The following is a 12606-nucleotide window of genomic DNA, read 5'->3' on the forward strand; positions in this document are numbered from 1 at the left end:
CAGGCCCCCGACCAGTTGTGACGTTCCGTGAGTGCTTCGGGGGCGTCATCGTTCGCATTTCTTCGGCCTCTTCACCCGACCGGTGCAGGCAAACAGGGCGCAGTACGACAAATCATCACAGTCTGGATGCGGTGTCCCGCGAACCGTACCCGGAGGTACCTGTGCCGCGTCAGTTCCCGCGCGCCCGATGGCGCAGCACCGCGGCCGTGTTCACCACCATGTCCGCGCTCGCCGCCACCTCCCTCGGTGCCGGCCCCTCCTCCGCCGGAGACGGTTCGGCCGCGCCCTGCGCCCTGACGCGTACCGACGCCCACCACTCGGAGGGCCTGGACACCTGGAACGCCGCCTATCCGCGGCCGGACCGGTCGCTGAACGCGGTGATGGTGTTCCTGTCCTTCCCCGACTCCCACCCGCTGACCACCCCGCAGGAGCTGACCGCCGACCACTTCCCGGCGACCACCCGCTTCTTCGAACGCGCCTCCTACGGCCGCTTCACCCTGCGCCCGCATCCGCTCCGCCACTGGATCCGGATGCCGCAACCGTCCACGGCCTACGACATACAGCGCGACTGGGACCCCGGCCGGCGGGCCGCGTACCTGCGCGACGCCCTGTCCGTGGCCGATCCGCAGGTCGACTTCTCCCGCTACGACGTCGTGTACTTCGTCGCCGACCCGGACGCGCCCGGCGTGGACTCGGACGCCACCAAGGTGGTGAACCTGACGAGCCCGCTGCGGGCCGACGGCACCGATCTGCGCCGGGTCGTCACGGTGTTCGAGCAGCACCCGCCGGACCGGCTCGTCCTCGCCCATGAGACCGGGCACGTGTTCGACCTGCCCGACCTGTACCACCGTCCCGCCGACGGCAAGGGCGACTGGGACACGCATGTCGGCGACTGGGACCTGATGGGCAGCCAGTTCGGGCTCGCCCCGGACCTGTTCGCCTGGCACAAGTGGAAACTGGGCTGGCTCGACCCGAGCCAGGTGCGCTGCGTGCAGGACGCCGGTCCGGCCCGGCTGACCCTGGAGCCGCTGACGGCGGGTGCCGGTCCGGCCCCTGCCGGTGCCGCCGGGGCCCAGGCCTTCGGGCTCGGTCGCGGCACCAAGCTCGCCGTGGTGCGCACCGGGCCCGACAGCGTGCTCGCCCTGGAGGCGCGGGGGCCGGTCGGCAACGACGCCGAGGCCTGCCGGGCGGGGGTGCTGGTGTACCGGGTGCGGGGCGGGGCGCAGTCGGGGGGCGGCCCCATCGAGGTGATCGACGCCCATCCGCGTACCGAGGCGTGCTGGGAGAACTCCGTCTACCCGCCGCTGGCGGACGCGCCGATCGCCCTCGGCGAGAGCTTCACCGTGCCGGGGGAGGGGGTGCGGGTGGAGGTCCGGGTGGAGGGGCGCACGGCCTCGGGTGCCTGGACCGTGAAGATCAGGGTGGGCCACTGACCGAGGCGCCGCGGCGTCGCGACCCGTCACGCCCGCACGCGAAAGGCCCCTCGCTGCTGCGAGGGGCCTTTCACCGTCTGTGCGCCGCCAGGGACTCGAACCCCGGACCCGCTGATTAAGAGTCAGCTGCTCTAACCAACTGAGCTAGCGGCGCCTGCTGACGTCGTAGACCTTAGCATCCTGGTCGGCGGGAGGAAAAATCGAAATCCGCACGGCCGAGCGGGCCGCCCGCACGGCCGCCCACAGCAGCACCTCGGGCCCGGGGAGCCAGGGCTGACGGGTGTCGGGGGCGACGAGCCAGCGCGAGCAGGACCGGGCGGCGGCGGGGCCGTCGCCGGCTCCGGCCGGGAGGGCCGTGGGGCCGCTGTACGCCGCGGCCGGGACGGTCACCGCGTCGCCCGTGCCGTGGCACAGCAGCGGCGGCACCGCGTCCGTACGGCCCCTGTCCCCGCCGTCGCGGCCGTGCGCGCCCCACTCCTCCCACTCCAGCAGCGCCGGCAGCCGCTGGGCCGTGCCGGGGGCGGCGAACAGCAGCATGCGGCCGCGGAACTCGGCGACGGGTCCCGAGCCGGGGCCGTCGCCCCACAGCCGGTCCAGCATCCGGCGCCCGAAGATCGCGGGCGCGCTGACCACGTCGAAGACCGAGCCGCAGGGCAGGACGACCGGTGCGCCCGGCCGCTCGTCCCACAGGGCGAGCGTGCTCCGCGGATACGTTCCTGCCGAGGCGAGCCAGGCGGCTCCGTCCGGGGTGACTTCGGAGGCGTTCCATGTGCTGCTCATGGCACACAGGTCTACCGGCCGTGAGCGGGCGGTTCCCCAGGGTTGCGGGAAATCGGGACAGCCGGGGGTGAGGGGGAGTATCTTGCCCGCCTGGCATATGCCAGGTGATCGTCGGGCCGGGCCGGGTCGCGACCGGGGGGGCGGGCTCAGACGGGGTCGCCGGGACCGCGGCCCTCGGCCTCGCCGCGCATCAGGTCCCGCCCGAACTCCACCATCTTCTTGGCGTAGTCCTCGGTCCACTCCGCCCGGTCGGCGATGTCCGCGGTGGTCAGCCGGTCGAACCGCCGCGGATCGGCCAGCTGCGCCGCCGCCATCGCCTGGAACTCCAGCGCCCGGTCCGCCGCGGCCCGGAACGCCAGCGTCAGCTCCGTCGCCCGGGCCAGCAGCGCCCGGGGGTCGTCGATCGACTCGAGGTCGAAGAAGTGCTCGGGATCGGAGGCCGCCTCCGCGGGCTCGAACAGCAGGGGCGCGGGGCGTAGCCGCGGCTCGTTCCGACGCGGCGTGGGCTCCGCCATGTCTTCTCCTCCTCGTACAGCGCGCACGGCCCGCCCGGCGGATCGGGCCACCGTCCATTGTCGCGCGGCGCGCAAGTGGGCATCGCGGACGCGGACGACCCGCCGCACCACCCGGCGCCCGCCGCGCCATTCCGGTTCGCTACGTCTCCCATGCCACCCGGTGTTCGCCGAGGTGGGCCAGGACCGCGTGGTTGGCCTCCCAGCCGTCCGGGCTGTGTTCGTCGGCCGCCTCCGGCGGCGGACCGGCCTCCGGCCGGTGGGGAGGGGCGGGTCGCCGGGGTGTTCTCGTCATGTCTCCCATGCCACCCGGTGTTCGCCGAGGTGGGCCAGGACCGCGTGGTTGGCCTCCCAGCCGTCCGGGAACTTCACCACCGTTCCCAGCTGGACCGGTTCCGTCGACGGGTAGTCGTCCAGGAGGTCCGTGACGCCCGCGCGGCAGACGACGATGCAGGCGTGCCGGTGGCGGGAGGTCAGGACGCAGAGGCGGCCGGTCTCCAGGTGGAACGCCGTGGCGTCGGGGCGGCCCGAGAGGGGATGCAGCACCACCGTGACGTCGTACTCGCGGCCCTGCAACCGGTTCGCCGTGTCCACCACGACGTCGGTGACGCCGAGGCCGGCCAGGGCCGCGCGCACCGCCGCCGCCTGGTCCCGGTGCGCCGTGCCGACGGCGATCCGGTCGGCCGTGAGGGGCGAGGGGTCCGGTGAGCGCTCCGAGGTCGCCGCCCCGCCGCGCTCCAGCAGGCGGCGGACGACCCGGGCCACCGCCGCGACCGCCTCCGGGTCCGTGCGCGGGGTGTGGCGGGCGGGCAGCTCCAGCAGCCCCCAGCCCGACGCCGCCGCCTCGTCGATCACCCGGTCGGTGCCCGAGCCGTCCGACGGGACCGCGAAGGCCAGGGCACGGTCGCCGTGGCCGGTGCCGCTGCGGAACGGCGTGTACGGGTAGAAGGCGTCCGACACCAGCGGGGCGGCCGAGGCCGGGAGCCGCCAGGAGACCGGCAGGCGGTGCTGGGGCAGGTCCGGGTTGTGCGCGAGCAGGGTCGTCACCGCGGAGGCCGACGGGTCGTACGTCAGGCCCGCCCACTGCTCGCTGCCCACGATCGCGAACGGGTCGAGCTGCCCCGGGTCGCCCACGAACAGCGCCCGCTCGAACAGCCCGGCCACCGCGAGCAGCGCGTCGGAGCGCATCTGGTACGCCTCGTCGACGATGGCGTGCCGCCACGGCTCGTCGGTCTTCACATGCGCCCACTTCGCCGCCGTCGAGATCACCACGGCCAGACCGGCGAGGTCGGCCGCCTTGGCGGACGTGCGGACGTTGTCCAGGGCGTCGAGCGCCTTGTCGTACGGGTCGGCGTCGCTGCTGTGCAGCCGCCCCACCGGAAGGTCGGGGTTCTTCTCGGCGAGCCGCAGCACGAGGTCGTCGACCTGGGCGTTGGTCTGCGCGACCACCATCAGCGGGCGGCCCGCCTCGGCCAGCTCCAGCGCCGCGCGGACGACCAGCGTGGACTTCCCGGCGCCCGGCGGGGAGTCGACCACGACCCCGCGCGCGGTGCCGTGCAGCGTGTCGTGCAGGATCGCCTCGGTCGCCCGGCCCGCGGCGATCGAGGGGTCGAACACCGTGGTCACAGCACATCCTCCTCGGTCACCGGATCGGCGGCCTCCAGGGTCGCCTCGCCGGGCGGCCCGCCGTGCGTCCACGGCGTCTCCTCCGGGTCGGGCAGCTTCGCCCCGCCCCGCTGCTCGTGCTCGAACAGCGTGAAGCAGACCCGGTCGCCCTTCTCCGGCACCGACCCCGGCTCGGGCTCCTTGCCGCGGCCCATCTTGTCGAGGATCCGCAGCACGACGCAGGCGCCGTCCTCCTCGGCCGCGACGAACTCCGCCGACTGCGGCTTCCCGCCCAGCGACCGGTACACCTTCGTCCGCTCCCCGAGGTACGGCCGGTCCTCCGTGCGGACCGTGACCAGCGGGCGGGGGCTCGGGCGCTTGCCGTCGCTGTACGCCATCACCACGTCGGTGACCTCGCCCGCGAACGCCTCCCCGGACAGCCGCCGTCCCGCCATCACCAGCGGGTCGTCGAGGGCCTCCTGCGCCTCCAGACGGGCCTGCTCCCGCTCGCGCGTGGCCAGCTTGTTGGCCGCCGTCACCGCGTCGTCGCGGCGCGGCTGCGGGGGCTCGCCGGCCAGCACCCGGTCGCGGTGGCCCGTGAACGACCAGCGGTCGCGGATCCACCGCTCCGCCACGTGCGCCCCCTCGGGCAGCCCGCGCAGCAGGTCGACACCGCGCCACACCGCGTCCCAGGTGGGCCGGGTCCGGCTCAGCACCAGGTCGCGGATCTCCCGCTCGGCGGCGCTCACCGCGCCCAGCCGGTCGTCCGCCTCCAGCCCGTCCTCGGCGGCCTGGAGGGCCGTACGGGCGCGGTCGTAGCGTTCGATGGCCGGGGCGAGGAGCTTGTTGTCGAACGCCGGGTCGGTGGCGGGGCCGGCCGGCGGGCAGCGCAGCTGGCCCCGCTCGTCCCGCTCCAGCTCGGCCCCCAGCGCCGCCTCGGCACCGGTGGCGTCCCCGGGCGGGTCGATCCAGGCGAGCAGCGCCCCGAGGTGCTGGTCCTCCAGCGTGGACTGCCCGGTCGCCCAGTGACGGCCCAGGACGTCGGTGATCGCCAGCAGCAAGGAGGAGCCGGGCACCCGGGCCCGCTCCCCGAAGTGCGTCAGCCACCGGCCGAGCAGCGGCACCCTCGGCGGCGCCGGGTAGGGCGCCTCGGGCTCCTGCTCGGCCGTGCGGCGGAACCGGGTGGAGCGCCCGAGCAGCCGTACCAGGTCGATGCCCGCCCGGCTCGGCACGATCAGCTGCGGCGCGTCCGCGCACAGGTCGACCTCGACCTTGACGCGCTTGCCGGTCTCCGGGTCCGTCTCCGTGCGCTCGGCGGTCTCGACGACCTCGCCGTAGGCGTCGACGTAGGGCAGCACCACGTCCGCCAGGTCCGCCAGGAAGCCGAAGCGCAGGTCGCGGTCGCGGGGCTGCGGGACGACCAGCAGGCGCGGCGCGTCCCGGTCGGTGCCGACCAGCGCGCCGAGGGGGGCGCCCGCCTCGCCGGCGGTGGTGAGCGGCACGAGGACCAGGGGGTGATCGGACAGGTGCCGGTGGCGCACGGTGGCGGCGGGCTGGGCGCGGCCGGTGCTGATCGCCTCCAGGCGGGCCAGGGTGGAGATCAGCGACACGCCGCCTCCAGCGCCTCGGCGCGCAGGGCCGCAGCCCGGCGCAGCGCGGCCACCGCCGGGTCGTCCGGGTCGCCGGCCTCGCCACGGGCCGCTGCGAGGACCTCCTCGACCGTCGTCAGACCGCCCAGCTCGGCGCGCGCCGGGCGGCCGAGCGTGGTGACCGCGCCCGACGCGCGCGACCGGGACCGGCAGTGGAAGGCCAGCTCGCAGGCGGACAGGCACTCGGGCGCGTACGTCGCCGGGACGGACTCCACGGCCGCCGTCAGCTGCTCGGCGGGCAGCTCGGGGGAGAAGCAGGTGCCCTCCGGGAGGGCGTCGGCGATCTCCTCGAGGCGGGTCAGGCGGGCCAGCTGTCGGGCCGTCACCGCGCGCTGCTTGCGGATGTCCACGGCGGAGGCGGCCGGCGGGTTGGAGAAGTCCCGGGGGCAGACCAGCAGGATCCGGTGCCGTACGCGCGGGGCGGGCTCCAGCCGCGCGGCGACCTCCTCCAGCGCCAGTACGTACACCGCCGCCTGCCGGGCCGCCGCGCCGACCTTCGCCGGGTCCGCCGAACCGTCCAGCAGCGGGAAGGACTTGATCTCCACGACCGTCCAGCTGCCGTCCGGGTGCACCACGACGGCGTCCGGCTCCAGGTACGCCGGGGAGCCCGCGACGTCCAGCGCGAGCATCGGGTGGTCGAGCAGCGTCCACGCGCCCGGATGCCCGGCGGCCTCCCGCAGCTCCAGCGCCGTACGGGCCGTGCGCCCCTGGGGGCCGGTCGCGGTCAGGTCGGGCACGCGCGCGGCGGCGGGGGGTTCCGCGGAGCGGTCCAGCTTCTCGTGCACCAGCCGCAGCAGCTCCGCGCCGCCGTCGGCCTTGACCTTCGCCTCGAAGGCGTTGCCCCGGGTGAGCGCGAACTGCGACTGCCCGAAGGCCGACGGCGAGCCGAGCGCGTCGGCCAGCACCGCCTTGTTCACCCCCGCCCCGTCCAGGATCGCGCGGCGCGCGCAGCCGGGGTTGGCGGCCAGCGCCGCCAGAGCACGCGCGTCCAGTGCCTTCGCGGGTGCGTCGCCGCGCAGCTCAGCGAGCCGGTGTCGGAGCGCCGTCCCCCGCGTCCTGGGGGGAGGCACTCGGCTCGGCTCCGGCTGCGAGCCGCGCCTCGCGCTGCCGTGGAATTCGCTCACCCGCGGAAGTCTGGCATCCGGCACTGACAATCGGGGAACCAGCGGCGGGAGAGTCCGCCGGGAGGGCTGTGGCCGCCGTGGCGAATGCGGCCTTCACACGGTCGGCGGCGCGCATCACGACCGGCGCGAGGAGCAGACCGGCACCCATGACGAGGGCGCCCGCGGCGGCGTCCAGGAAGTAGTGGTTGGCGGTGCCCATCACCACGATCGTGGTGATCAGCGGGTAGGCGACACCGGCCGCCTTCATCAGGCGCGTACCGCCGAAGCGCCACAGCATGACCCCGCACCACAGGGCCCAGCCCACGTGCAGGCTCGGCATGGCCGCGTACTGGTTGGTCATGCCGCCCATGCCGCGCGGCGCGCTGGCCGCGCCGCCCCACCAGCCGTAGGAGCTGTACTGGGCCATCGTGTCGACGAAACCGTGGCCGGCGTCGAGGAGCCGCGGCGGGCAGGTCGGCAGCAGTGTGAAGCCGATCAGGCCGATCAGGGTCGAGGTCATCAGCCAGGTGCGGGCGGCGCGGTAGCGCACCGCGCGGGAGCGGAAGAGCCACACGAGGACGACCGGCGTGACCACGTAATGCAGGGAGGCGTACCAGAAGTCGGCGGGTATGCCTATCCAGGGCTCGCGCGTGAACAGGCGGTTCAGCGGGTGCTCGGCGTTGAGGTACAGCGCCTTCTCGATCCGCAGGATCGCCAGGCCGTGGTCGACCGCCGTGGAGACGTCACCGCGGGCGAGCAGCCGGCCCGCCGTGTAGCACGCGTACACCAGCAGGATGAGCGGCAGCTCCGTCCACCAGCGCAACCTGGGCGCAGGGGCCGCCTCGGTGCCCGGTGTCTCGGTGTGCGGCATCCGATCGCCCTCCCCCTTCGTCCTCATGTGCAGCCGGTCGGCGTGCCACTTTACGGCCTGTACGCACGCCCCGGGGGGCGGCCTCCGGACCTCGAAGACGCAGGGAGTGCCCCCCGGGTTGCCCGCGGGCGGCGTGCGCGATGATGGAGAGGAGTCCCCCTCGCGTCGTATTCCGGAAAGGTTCCCCATGGCCGCGCGCATCCTCCTGGCCCGCCACGGACAGACCGCGTGGTCCCTGTCCGGCAAGCACACGGGCCGGACCGATGTACCGCTGCTGGAGGAGGGCCGCAGCGGCGCCAAGCTGCTCGGCGAGCGCCTGCACCGCGCGCCGTACGACGGGCTGGCGGGGGTCGCGGTGCGCACCAGCCCGCTGGCACGCGCGCGTGAGACGTGCGACCTGGCCGGTTTCGGCGACCGCGCCCGCACCTGGGACGCCCTGCTCGAGTGGGACTACGGGGCGTACGAGGGCATGACCCCGGCGGAGATCCAGGCCGTGCGGCCCGGCTGGCTCATCTGGCGCGACGGCGTCCCGGAGGGCGAGTCGCTCGCCGAGGTCACGGCCCGCGCGGACGAGGTGGTGTCCTGGGCGCGCTCCGCCGACCGTGACGTGCTGGTCTTCGCCCACGGGCACATCCTGCGCTCCATCGGGGCGCGCTGGCTGGGGCTGCCGCTCGACTTCGCGGCCCGCATCCGCCTCAACCCGACGTCGCTGTCGGTCCTGGGCTGGGCGTACGGCGAGCCGGCGATCGAGAGCTGGAACGACCTGGGGCACCTGGCCTGAGGCGCCGCGGCCCCGGCCGGCCCGGGGCACCGCTGCGGTCCGCTCACCGTCGCCGGCGTGGACGGGGACGACCGCCGTCGCCCGTGTCGGATCATCCGGGCGTCGCGACGCCCGCATGACGCGAGCGACATGCCTCAGGCCGTGCGCGGCAGCGAGGCGTGCCGGTCCAGGAACGCCGACACCCCCGAGGCGCGGCGGTGCGGCAGCAGCACCCGTGCCGTGGCCGCCAGCATCGTCTGGATCCGGGACGACTGGACCTCCTCCAGCAGGTCCAGCACCCGCATCCCGGCCACCGCCGCCTCGTCCGGCCGGCCGCCCCGGGCGAGATCGTCTGCCAGTTCCGCCGTGTACAGCGCGATGTTCCGCGTGAAGTGCCGGTCCTGGAGGTGCGCCGCCCGGCGCGCGTGCCGGGCCGCCCGGGGCCAGTCGCCGAGCGTCGACCAGCACTGGGCCTCCAGCCCCTCCAGCTCGGCCTCGCCGTAGAAGCTCATCCACTCGGGGTCGGCGTCCGAGGGGCCGCGTTCGAAGAGGGTCTGCGCCCGGGTCAGGGCCTGCTCGCACGCGACGCGGTCGGCGAGTCCGGCCCAGCCGCCCGCCTCGCGCAGCGCGAGCAGCGACATCAGCCGGGCGGAGCCCACCGGCCGGGCGACGCGCTGCGCGGCCTGGGCCGCGCGGACCGCCTCGCGCGGCCGGCCCGCGTCGCGCGCGAGGAACGCCGTGTTGCAGAAGGCGTGTGCCTCCAGTCCCGGGTCGCCGGTCATCCGGGCGGTCGCCAGGGCCTCGGCGTAGTGGGAGCGGGCGTCGTCGAAGCGCCCGGAGTCGTGCGCCAGCCAGCCCACGGAGATGGCCAGTTCGCCCGCGCCCGAGTAGAGGCGGTCCGCGGTCGTCTGCCGGGTCGCGCCCGCTTCGAGCAGGGCGTAGGCCGCGCGCAGGGGGGCGGCGGCGCGGCGGTAGAGCCCGTCGGCCCCGTGCCGGTCGTCGAGCAGCCGGATCCGGCGGACGGCTTCCTCCAGGGCGCCGGCGTCGCTCGCCCCGGCGCGGCGAACGGCGCGCTGGGCGGCCGAGGCGTCCCGGGAGAAGCCGGCGGGTCCCAGCGAGGCGGCGGCCACCGTGGCGCCCCCGCTGGTCATGAATGCGCGACGCAGCACGTCGCTCTCCTCGTAGGTGTCGTGCGGGTGGTACGGGTCGTACGGGTTCCGCGTTTCATACGGTTCGCACACCCTGTTGGTCTCACTGGGGGCGTCCGCCGGGTCCGGGGTGTGCGTCGGGGGCGTGTCCTCGCTCTCGCGCGCCCGGCGTCCGCGTACGGACGAGCGGGGCGCGAAGCCCAGGTCGGTCAGCGTTCGGCCCGGGAACATGTGCAGGAACACCCGCTCGTACGCGTAGTTGGGGCAGCGGATCTCGCCGGCCTCGACCCGTCCGACGTAGCGCGCGTCACAGCTGACCTGCTCCCCGATCTCGAGTCCGGCCCGGCGGATCGCCGCGGCGAACTCGGCCGGCGAGCGCCGGCCGCGCAGCCGCCGGAAGACGGGGTTCGGCCGTGCGGGCCGGTCGGGCTGAGACGAGGCCGTCGTGGACGACGCCATGGCCGGGTCCTCTCGTGCGAACCGTCGAACCATGCCGGGCTTGGGCGAGTTGCGTGCGTTGTCCGCGGATCCGCCTGGTGTCCGGCGGGCAAGAACGTACCTGCTGTGTCGGAGTCCTCACGCTGTGTTTGGCTACAAACCGGATATCTCATCCGTGATCTGCCATGAAGTGCCATCCTTTGTGGCTGACTTCTGCCGTAGCCGTTGACGCCCTGCCGCGTTGAACCGGTGGACCGGGAGGAGGCCCCCGTCTCCCGACCGCTTGTCCGAGCAGGGGTTCTCGTGGTGGAGGCCGGGATGGAAGCCAGCCGGATCGACGATTCTCGTACGCCGCCGTGCAGACCGGCGGTGGGCTGCGACGTGGTGACGGTGCCGGCGCGGCAGGGACTGGAGGCCGTCGACATCCTGCGGCGCGCCCCCGGGGACGCCGTGGGGCCCGTGCTGCACGACGACGGGGGCGACACGCTCGGCTTCCTGGTCCCGCCCGGGACCGCTGCCGGGTGGGACGTCCCCGGCAGCACCTGCACCCGCACCGACGGCCGGGGAGTGCGCCTGGCGCCCGAGCCGCCGGTGGAGGGCTCCGACTGGCTGCTGCCGCCCGGCGAGGCGGACCTCGCCACGGACCCGGCCGTCCTGCGCGAGGCCCTGGACGAGGCGGCCCGCATGATCAGGGCCGCGGACAGCTGCCGCTGACGGCCCGCCCCGGGCGGAGCGTGGGCCCGGCCCGCCGGGCGCCCGCGATAATGGCCCGATGGGAAAGTCCAGGAGCGGCCGGCGCAGACAGGCCGGTGAGCAGACCGTCGTCGAGCAGGTCGACGGCGGACTCGCCGAACTGATACCCGACCGCGAGCGCAGCCGGGCCTGGACCCTCGAGATCGACGGAGCGCCGCAGTCCCACGTCGACCTGGACGACCCGGCGTACCTGTCCTTCGAGTACCAGCGACGGCTCGGCCATGTGATCGACCTCGCCGCCCCACCCGGCCGCCCCCTGCACGCCGTGCACCTCGGCGGAGGAGCCCTCACCCTCGCTCGGTACGTCGCCGCCACCCGGCCCCGCTCCACCCAGCAGGTCGTCGAACGGGACGCGGCCCTCGTCCGGCTGGTGCGCCGCGAGCTTCCGCTGGACCCCAACGCGCGCATCAGGGTGCGGTCCACCGACGCCCGGGAAGGGCTCGCCAAGGTGCCGGACGGCTGGGCGGATCTGGTCGTCACGGACGTGTTCGGCGGGGCCCGCACACCGGCCCACCTGACCTCGACCGAGTTCCTCGACTGCGTCCGCAGGGTGCTCAAGCCCGGCGGTGTCCACGCCGCCAACCTCGCCGACGGGCCGCCGCTGACCCATCTGCGCGGCCAGATCGCCACCGCCGCCGCCCGGTTCGCGGAACTGGCCCTGGTCGCCGACCCGGCCGTCCTGCGCGGCAAGCGCTTCGGGAACGCCGTCCTGGTCGCGTGCGACCACCCGCTGCCCGTCGCCGAACTGACCCGCCGCGCCGCCTCCGACCCGCATCCCGGCCGGGTCGAACACGGCCGGGCGCTCACCGACTTCGCCGGCGGGGCGCTCCCGGTGACGGACCTCGCGGCGGTGGCATCGCCCGCGCCGCCCCCGTCGGCGTTCCGGTGACCTCACCGGCCGTGTGCCGGCCCGCCGGTCAGTAGGTGCCGATCTCCACGCGCGGCGGGCCGTCGTGCCAGGTGCAGAACACCGACACCCGGTCCGCGCCCGAGGCGAACTCCACCCGGATCCACGACTCGGTCTTCCACACCTGCATCGACCAGCCCGCGCCGGGGGTCGCCGAGACGAGGGAGGCCGACGCCTTGCCGAGGTCGAAGACCGCCCGGCCGCCCTCGGTGTCGTAGCTCTTGACCTCGCCGGTGGTGGCGGGGGCCGCCGTGGGGGAGGGAGCGCGCGACGGACCCGGCGTGCGCGCCGGGGCGGGGCTCGCCTTGCCGGACGCCGGCGGAGTGCCGGGCGTCCGGCGCTTCGGCGGGGGCGACTTCGGCGACGGAGCGGCCGGCGGCTCGGACACCCGGGCGGCCGCGTCGGCGGCCTTGATGGGCAGGGCGCGCGGCGGATCGTAGGCGGTGCCCGCCATCACCGTGTGGACACCCCACCACGACAGCGTGACCGCCGCGCCCGTGGCGAGCAGCCAGGCCATCACGTGTACGAGTCCTCTGCGCATCGCGGCCATACTGCCTCACCGGTCCCACGTGTTGTCCACAGAGCAAGCCCGCCGGGAGGCCGGCCGCCGCGGTGACGGGGAGTTGTCCACAGGCCCGTACCGGGCG

At 75.1% G+C, this 12606-nt stretch carries 13 protein-coding genes and 1 tRNA gene; 4 read left to right on the top strand and 10 right to left on the bottom strand.

Translation table 11 applies throughout. From position 1 onward, the window contains the following. The first annotated feature begins 161 nt into the window (after positions 1 to 161). The gene (locus tag ACH4C6_RS20995) at positions 162 to 1433 is read left to right on the top strand and encodes a M6 family metalloprotease domain-containing protein (RefSeq protein WP_398110102.1); all 1272 of its coding nucleotides are present in this window, start codon (positions 162 to 164) and stop codon (positions 1431 to 1433) included. Between the two features lie 80 nt (positions 1434 to 1513). On the opposite strand, the gene ACH4C6_RS21000 is transcribed toward ACH4C6_RS20995, so the two are convergent. The 8 genes from ACH4C6_RS21000 to ACH4C6_RS21035 form a co-directional block, all read right to left on the bottom strand. Next, positions 1514 to 1587 (bottom strand) — tRNA-Lys (locus ACH4C6_RS21000). Continuing rightward, positions 1578 to 2213: a bifunctional DNA primase/polymerase gene (locus ACH4C6_RS21005; RefSeq protein WP_398110103.1), complete on the bottom strand. Its 636-nt coding sequence runs from the start codon at positions 2211 to 2213 to the stop codon at positions 1578 to 1580. Before ACH4C6_RS21005 ends, ACH4C6_RS21000 begins: the two co-directional genes overlap by 10 nt. Positions 2214 to 2359: 146 nt before the next feature. Beyond that, a complete protein-coding gene (locus tag ACH4C6_RS21010; protein WP_398110104.1) occupies positions 2360 to 2728 on the bottom strand; it encodes a hypothetical protein in 369 nt (122 codons plus the stop codon). Positions 2729 to 2867: 139 nt separating this feature from the next. Next, positions 2868 to 3020: a hypothetical protein gene (locus tag ACH4C6_RS21015; RefSeq protein ID WP_398110105.1), complete on the bottom strand. Its 153-nt coding sequence runs from the start codon at positions 3018 to 3020 to the stop codon at positions 2868 to 2870. Next, positions 3017 to 4351 (bottom strand): AAA family ATPase, encoded by a 1335-nt coding sequence (locus ACH4C6_RS21020; protein ID WP_398110106.1) that lies wholly within the window; start codon positions 4349 to 4351, stop codon positions 3017 to 3019. The genes ACH4C6_RS21015 and ACH4C6_RS21020 overlap by 4 nt, the downstream gene beginning before the upstream one ends. After that, the gene (locus ACH4C6_RS21025) at positions 4348 to 5940 is read right to left on the bottom strand and encodes a hypothetical protein (protein ID WP_398110107.1); all 1593 of its coding nucleotides are present in this window, start codon (positions 5938 to 5940) and stop codon (positions 4348 to 4350) included. The genes ACH4C6_RS21020 and ACH4C6_RS21025 overlap by 4 nt, the downstream gene beginning before the upstream one ends. Continuing rightward, positions 5931 to 7049, bottom strand: coding sequence for a hypothetical protein (locus tag ACH4C6_RS21030; RefSeq protein WP_398110108.1), 1119 nt, complete (start codon positions 7047 to 7049; stop codon positions 5931 to 5933). The genes ACH4C6_RS21025 and ACH4C6_RS21030 overlap by 10 nt, the downstream gene beginning before the upstream one ends. Beyond that, a complete protein-coding gene (locus ACH4C6_RS21035) occupies positions 7000 to 7953 on the bottom strand; it encodes a phosphatase PAP2 family protein (protein ID WP_398110109.1) in 954 nt (317 codons plus the stop codon). The genes ACH4C6_RS21030 and ACH4C6_RS21035 overlap by 50 nt, the downstream gene beginning before the upstream one ends. Before the next feature lie 187 nt (positions 7954 to 8140). Between ACH4C6_RS21035 and ACH4C6_RS21040 the strand changes: the two genes are divergently transcribed. Then, on the top strand, positions 8141 to 8734 hold the full coding sequence (locus ACH4C6_RS21040; protein ID WP_398110110.1) for a histidine phosphatase family protein: 594 nt from the start codon (positions 8141 to 8143) through the stop codon (positions 8732 to 8734). Between the two features lie 134 nt (positions 8735 to 8868). Here ACH4C6_RS21040 and ACH4C6_RS21045 read toward each other — a convergent pair whose 3' ends face one another. After that, on the bottom strand, positions 8869 to 10320 hold the full coding sequence (locus ACH4C6_RS21045) for a hypothetical protein (RefSeq protein ID WP_398110111.1): 1452 nt from the start codon (positions 10318 to 10320) through the stop codon (positions 8869 to 8871). A 297-nt stretch (positions 10321 to 10617) separates the two neighbouring features. Here ACH4C6_RS21045 and ACH4C6_RS21050 point away from each other — a divergent pair, with 297 nt between their 5' ends. Both ACH4C6_RS21050 and ACH4C6_RS21055 read left to right on the top strand, forming a co-directional pair. After that, positions 10618 to 11013: a hypothetical protein gene (locus ACH4C6_RS21050; RefSeq protein ID WP_398110112.1), complete on the top strand. Its 396-nt coding sequence runs from the start codon at positions 10618 to 10620 to the stop codon at positions 11011 to 11013. A gap of 58 nt (positions 11014 to 11071) precedes the next feature. Further along, positions 11072 to 11941 carry a spermidine synthase gene (locus tag ACH4C6_RS21055; protein WP_398110113.1) on the top strand — a complete coding sequence of 290 codons (870 nt, stop codon included), beginning with the start codon at positions 11072 to 11074 and terminating at the stop codon, positions 11939 to 11941. A gap of 28 nt (positions 11942 to 11969) precedes the next feature. Here the strand turns inward: ACH4C6_RS21055 and ACH4C6_RS21060 are convergent, their stop codons facing one another. Further along, a complete protein-coding gene (locus tag ACH4C6_RS21060; protein ID WP_398110114.1) occupies positions 11970 to 12500 on the bottom strand; it encodes a hypothetical protein in 531 nt (176 codons plus the stop codon). Between the last annotated feature and the right edge of the window lie 106 nt (positions 12501 to 12606).

The organism is Streptomyces sp. NPDC017943 (genome assembly GCF_044328425.1).
Taxonomy (GTDB): domain Bacteria; phylum Actinomycetota; class Actinomycetes; order Streptomycetales; family Streptomycetaceae; genus Streptomyces; species Streptomyces djakartensis_A.

Bases quoted from the DNA above. Each gene is read 5' to 3' on its own strand.
- ACH4C6_RS21040 (WP_398110110.1), top strand. From the start codon at position 8,141: ATGGCCGCGCGCATCCTCCTGGCCCGCCACGGACAGACCGCGTGGTCC.
- ACH4C6_RS21045 (WP_398110111.1), bottom strand. From the start codon at position 10,320: ATGGCGTCGTCCACGACGGCCTCGTCTCAGCCCGACCGGCCCGCACGG.
- ACH4C6_RS21060 (WP_398110114.1), bottom strand. From the start codon at position 12,500: ATGCGCAGAGGACTCGTACACGTGATGGCCTGGCTGCTCGCCACGGGC.
- ACH4C6_RS21035 (WP_398110109.1), bottom strand. From the start codon at position 7,953: ATGCCGCACACCGAGACACCGGGCACCGAGGCGGCCCCTGCGCCCAGG.
- ACH4C6_RS21010 (WP_398110104.1), bottom strand. From the start codon at position 2,728: ATGGCGGAGCCCACGCCGCGTCGGAACGAGCCGCGGCTACGCCCCGCG.
- ACH4C6_RS21055 (WP_398110113.1), top strand. From the start codon at position 11,072: ATGGGAAAGTCCAGGAGCGGCCGGCGCAGACAGGCCGGTGAGCAGACC.
- ACH4C6_RS21050 (WP_398110112.1), top strand. From the start codon at position 10,618: ATGGAAGCCAGCCGGATCGACGATTCTCGTACGCCGCCGTGCAGACCG.
- ACH4C6_RS21005 (WP_398110103.1), bottom strand. From the start codon at position 2,213: ATGAGCAGCACATGGAACGCCTCCGAAGTCACCCCGGACGGAGCCGCC.
- ACH4C6_RS21015 (WP_398110105.1), bottom strand. From the start codon at position 3,020: ATGACGAGAACACCCCGGCGACCCGCCCCTCCCCACCGGCCGGAGGCC.